Origin of the sequence: Companilactobacillus bobalius (assembly GCF_002179915.1) — a bacterium.
GTDB classification, from domain to species: Bacteria; Bacillota; Bacilli; order Lactobacillales; family Lactobacillaceae; genus Companilactobacillus; species Companilactobacillus bobalius.
Window position 1 is genome coordinate 1 of the sequence record NZ_MYFM01000018.1, and the last position, 4,970, is coordinate 4,970.

The window sequence follows — 4,970 nt, forward strand, 5'->3', positions numbered from 1 at the left end:
ATACTTGCTCATAAGTAATGGTACTTAAATTGTTTACTTTGGCGTGTTTCATTGCTTGATGAAACTGATTTTTAGTAAACAGTTGACGATATTCTCGATTGACCCATTTTGAAACAAAGTACGTATATAGCTTCCAATATTTATCTGGAACATCTGTGGTATGGCGGGTAAGTTTTATTAAGACACTGTTTACTTTTGGTTTAGGATGAAAGCATTCCGCTGGCAGCTTAAGCAATTGCTGAATCGAGACTTGAGTGTGCAAGAGCAACCCTAGTGTTCGGTGAATATCCAAGGTACGCTTGTAGAATCCTTCTTCAACAATCAGATAGATGTCAGACGCACGGCTTTCAAAAACCACTTTTTTAATAATTTGTGTGCTTAAATGGTAAGGAATATTCCCAACAATTTTATACCTCTGTTTGTTAGGGAATTGAAACTGTAGAATATCTTGGTGAATTAAAGTGACACGAGTATTCAGTTTTAATTTTTCTGACGATAAGTTGAATAGATGACTGTCTAATTCAATAGACGTTACCTGTTTACTTATTTTAGCCAGTTTCGTCGTTAAATGCCCTTTACCTGTTCCAATTTCGTAAACGGTATCGGTTTCTTTTAAATTCAATTGTTTTATTATTTGGTTGAGTACTTTTTCACTCGTTAAAAAGTTTTGAGAATATTTTATATTTTTGTTCATGTAATCTCTCCTGAAGTGATTACATCTATAAACAAATACAGAAGTTAAACGATTTGTTTGTAATTTTAGTTATCTGTTTAAAAAGTCATAAGATTAGTCACTGGTAGGAATTAATCTAACGTATTTATTTATCTGCGTAATCACTGTTTTTAGTCTGTTTCAAAACAGTAGATGTTTTATCTACATTACGCATTTGGAATACCAACATGACGAATCCCTCCTTCTTAATTACAAATTTTTAGCATCTAATTTAACTTCAATTCCTATTATACAAAATTTTAAGATAATGCACTATCAACACACTCTTAAGTTTGCTTCTAAGTCTTATTTCCATAACTTTAGGGTTAACCATACGCAAGACCAATCACTCTCGGACAATACTCATGATTTTAATGATAAAATCCATGTTAAACCCATAGATAAGAAATACACCTGCAATAACCGTTACCTGTTTGTGCCAATTTAAAAATGCACCACTTTTTTATAATTAAAACGGTTGAAAACTGTACCACTAATAACTCACAATAGAGAGATGTCACCGTCAAGTTAAATGTACAAAATAACAGCGAAATTTTTAAATCTATTTCTTATCGATACAAATTCCTCGTAGGCGCTCGGGACCCCTAATAGTATCAAGATAAGAAGAAAAGGGTATTTTGCTCCGCAAAAACCCTTTTAAAAACCGTGGGCTTCCGCCCACCCCTGACAAACGCAATGCGTTTGATCATGCCTCTGAAAAGTAGCTTTATCACGTAATTACTTTTCGTCGCTCAGCAAAAGCTAAATGCCTAAAATAAAAAGACAAGGGTAAACGTTGCTCACGTTGTTCGCCCTTGTCTTTATTATTTATAGCCATTTTAAACGCTTATGCCGACGAAAAGTAATAATCACGTGTAAATATACTCGAATTGATTTAAAACGTCTTAGAACGCAAATATGAGCTTCTAACGACTTAATTCATCTCTATCTCGTGTTTGAGTTTCATTTCTATGAATTTTTTCAAATTCTCCACCTTTTACAAATTCTTTTACTTTGTCTAAAACGCCACTAACAAGCGTTTTAACCTGTTCAGTTGTAACTTGCTTAGAATCTTTAAAGTACTCTTTAAACCCTTTGTAAATGCCCTTAATTTCGTTTTTAAGCGATTTATTCTCTTTCTCCAACGAATCAATTTTCTCTAGATTATTATTATATCTATCTGCTAAATCGTTGAAATCACGCACTACTTCCTTGTATTTTTCTTTTACATAGTCAATCCGCTTAGGTAAATCAGTTTCCGCATATTTCTTTAGTTTCTCATTCGATTTATATAAATCTTCATAGCCTTGTATTAAGGCATTTAATTTATCTTCAGGGATAATCACATTTCCTGTTTTTCGTTCTTCATTTTTCGTAAATTCATGTCGCAACTTACCAATACCAATGGTTTCGCCACTTGGTACTTTGACCGTTTTCGTTTCGTCTTTTAAATCTAAACTTTCTTTCTTGATTGTTGGTGTTTTATCGTTCGATAACGCTAAAACTTCTGACTTCCGCTGTTCCAGCGTGGTAGTCAGCTCTTTTAATTCATCCTTTGCCTTTTTATATTCAGGCACTGTTAAATTTTTACGCTCTGACCCTTTTTCGCCACGTTCAAGCTCAAAACCACGCTCATTTAAATACTTTGGCAATTCGTCTTGTACCGCTTGTAAGGCTTGACGATTAAAAACAGTCTTTGCTGATAGCTTGTGTTCGTCATTAAACGGCACAATTCCTAAGTGCATATGCGGTGTCGTTTCGTCTAAGTGAACTTGAGCATAGCGGATATTCTCATCACCAAATTTTTCTGAAAAATATGATTTAGCAACTTCAAAATAATCTTTAATTTCTTTACTATCTTTATCTTTAAAAAATTGGTTGTCAGAAGTTATGATCCATTCGTTTATTAATACAGCATCTTTTCTGACAGCACGACTACTTGATTTGTTGTCGTTAATAAATTGCTCAATATCTCGTTTATAATTTTCTGTCCGATTGACCAAATCATAATTTAAATGTGACCGTTCAACATCAATATCTTTGTTGGAATGATTGTCTGTATTTCTCTGATTATGATTACCTACCCCAACTAAATTTCCTGATTTTACCTTCTGCATTCTCGCCACTACAAATGACATATAAACACTCCTAACTTCGGGACAGCTTCCATGTAAAGTATAACCCACTATACTTTACTTCGTAAAGGTGGGCTCGCCGAGGGGTCTTGCAGACGGCTTATTCGGCTCTTTTGAGCCGAGTATCAGCGCACCCTTATGGTGCAATTAGCTGATACAAAAAACAAAGAGTTGGCTCATGTAATCCAACTCTTAAAACACAAAAAAATAACCCCCTTGGCTTTTCAGCAGGGGGCATATTTTTTATTTAATTCCTCACTCTTTATAAACTTGGTTTTCTTTTTGCCAATTCGATTTTATGTACTCTTTTATAAAAAGAGTATTCCTCTCTGTTAGCAATTCGAACCAACCAGCAGGAGCTCGGTCAGACATACAATAATCAGCAAAATCTTTTAAATGCATAATATTGTTATCCGAAATAAAACCAAGCATTTCTTTTAACGCTTGTCTTTTATCACCAGTAGATAACGCTAAACAACTTTCAAGGTCAAATCCACCAAACACTTGTATTTCTGTATTATCGTATTGATACTTTTCAGGATTATCCATATGCGTTAAATATCTAACAGCACCAGTTAAACCACTTATTCTTTCAGGAATCGGTGCCCTTAAAGCTCTTGCCATTTCGTCCATTTGTTCAAATGATTTATTGCCCTTGTAATTAAAAACTATATGATAATGCGGCTTTTTCTTTGTTCCGTCTGCATTAACATCTTTATCATGTAATGGACTAATTGCCACAGGTTCAGTTGAAATAATCTCTTTCCAATTCTCTGGCAAACTTTCAGGATAAACAACAATCCACCAGTTACGACCTCGCTTATAAGGCTGTTTAGTTTTTGGATTTAAATTCTTTCTAGGCAATGCCCAATCTGTTCTATTTTCATTTTCCATATTTTTCTACACCTTCCTAGTTACTCTACTAGGAAAACAAGGGAAAATTTGATAAACTTGAGTTGCGAAATCAAAGAAAACCAAATCTTGCGAGCCCTTGCTATCTTCCTAGCAGGGCTTTTTTTATTTAAAAATAGTCCCCTTATCATCAGCTTGATTAATTAAAAATGTAACCAAACCTGATTTAGTCATTCCATATTTTTGTGCCATTTTTTCTAGTTTGTCATTCGATTCAACAGGTAAAGATAAAGTCACTTTTTTCTTCTCAACTTCAACCACAAAATACACCTCAATTCTCTTCAAAATCTCTTTTACACTGTAATTATATTATACATACGACAGGAATACAAGATTTTACAAAAAACTTTTTTTCACCTCGAAATAGGTGCTTAAAACGTTCATATAAAGGTATTTACAAGACATTTAATCTTTTTATCTATTTGGACAATGGACAATGGACACATGGGGGGTGTCGTAGTGCCCCCATGAGTTGGTCGATTTTTTCAAAATCTCCCCCCAGTTTGCTTCCCAATTCCTAAAAACTAATAAAACCGCGGGCGTTGCCCACACCCACAAACGCAATGCGTTTGATCATGCCTCTGAAAAGTAGCTAAACATTCACACCTGTTGGCTTTCCGTCGTCTATGCAAAAGCTAAATGACAACAAAAAAAGCTGCAAGGGTAAATGCACTCACTACGTTCGCCCTTGCAGCTTTTTCTATTGCCATTTTTAACGCTTATGCCGACGAAAAGACCAAACAGGTATAAATATACTCGAATTGATTTAAAACGCCTTAAAACGCAAATATGAGCTTCTAACGACTTAATTCATCTCTATCTCGTGTTCGAGTTTCATTTCTATGAATTTTTTCAAACTCTCCACCTTTTACAAACTCTTTAATTTCGCTCACAAGGTTATTCATGAGCTTTTTAGCTTGTCCAACAGTTGCACCAAGGGTATTTTCCATAAACTGATTAAAACCTCTGTAAATGCCCTTAATTTCGTTTTTAAGCGATTTATTCTCTTTCTCCAACATTTACAAAAGCGACTCATAGAATTATTTCCTCCCGTTAAATAATAGATAACTATTAAAAATAGACAATACTTGCTCATAAGTAATGGTACTTAAATTGTTTACTTTGGCGTGTTTCATTGCTTGATGAAACTGATTTTTAGTAAACAGTTGACGATATTCTCGATTGACCCATTTTGAAACAAAGTACGTATA

7 protein-coding genes and 2 pseudogenes are annotated in these 4,970 nt (G+C 34.3%); all 9 read right to left on the reverse strand.

Annotated features, from left to right (window positions below):
* On the reverse strand, window positions 1–694 hold a 694-nt coding region (gene erm(B) / locus LKACC16343_RS14015), incomplete at its 3' end, for a 23S rRNA (adenine(2058)-N(6))-methyltransferase Erm(B) (RefSeq protein WP_087721312.1).
* A 124-nt stretch (window positions 695–818) separates the two neighbouring features.
* Window positions 819–902, reverse strand: a complete 84-nt coding sequence (locus tag LKACC16343_RS14020) for a 23S rRNA methyltransferase attenuation leader peptide (RefSeq protein WP_001814874.1) — start codon at window positions 900–902, stop codon at window positions 819–821.
* A 48-nt stretch (window positions 903–950) separates the two neighbouring features.
* Window positions 951–1,034 (reverse strand): annotated as a pseudogene (locus LKACC16343_RS14675) (MLS leader peptide); the annotation flags it as partial.
* A gap of 604 nt (window positions 1,035–1,638) precedes the next feature.
* Window positions 1,639–2,850, reverse strand: a complete 1,212-nt coding sequence (gene mobV / locus LKACC16343_RS14030; protein ID WP_074412848.1) for a MobV family relaxase — start codon at window positions 2,848–2,850, stop codon at window positions 1,639–1,641.
* A gap of 252 nt (window positions 2,851–3,102) precedes the next feature.
* Window positions 3,103–3,741, reverse strand: a complete 639-nt coding sequence (locus LKACC16343_RS14035) for a replication protein (RefSeq protein ID WP_056950684.1) — start codon at window positions 3,739–3,741, stop codon at window positions 3,103–3,105.
* A gap of 123 nt (window positions 3,742–3,864) precedes the next feature.
* On the reverse strand, window positions 3,865–4,020 hold the full coding sequence (locus LKACC16343_RS14040; protein ID WP_002328822.1) for a protein RepA: 156 nt from the start codon (window positions 4,018–4,020) through the stop codon (window positions 3,865–3,867).
* A gap of 536 nt (window positions 4,021–4,556) precedes the next feature.
* Window positions 4,557–4,778 (reverse strand): hypothetical protein, encoded by a 222-nt coding sequence (locus LKACC16343_RS14045; protein ID WP_010712928.1) that lies wholly within the window; start codon window positions 4,776–4,778, stop codon window positions 4,557–4,559.
* Window positions 4,754–4,831 (reverse strand): annotated as a pseudogene (locus LKACC16343_RS14720) (rRNA adenine methyltransferase); the annotation flags it as partial. The pseudogene LKACC16343_RS14720 and the gene LKACC16343_RS14045, both read right to left, overlap by 25 nt.
* Window positions 4,800–4,970: rRNA adenine N-6-methyltransferase family protein (locus LKACC16343_RS14210; protein ID WP_218780474.1), on the reverse strand; the 171-nt coding region annotated here is incomplete at its 5' end. The pseudogene LKACC16343_RS14720 and the gene LKACC16343_RS14210, both read right to left, overlap by 32 nt.

Bases quoted from the DNA above. Each gene is read 5' to 3' on its own strand.
- LKACC16343_RS14020 (WP_001814874.1), bottom strand. From the start codon at position 902: ATGTTGGTATTCCAAATGCGTAATGTAGATAAAACATCTACTGTTTTG.
- mobV (WP_074412848.1), bottom strand. From the start codon at position 2,850: ATGTCATTTGTAGTGGCGAGAATGCAGAAGGTAAAATCAGGAAATTTA.
- LKACC16343_RS14035 (WP_056950684.1), bottom strand. From the start codon at position 3,741: ATGGAAAATGAAAATAGAACAGATTGGGCATTGCCTAGAAAGAATTTA.
- LKACC16343_RS14045 (WP_010712928.1), bottom strand. From the start codon at position 4,778: ATGTTGGAGAAAGAGAATAAATCGCTTAAAAACGAAATTAAGGGCATT.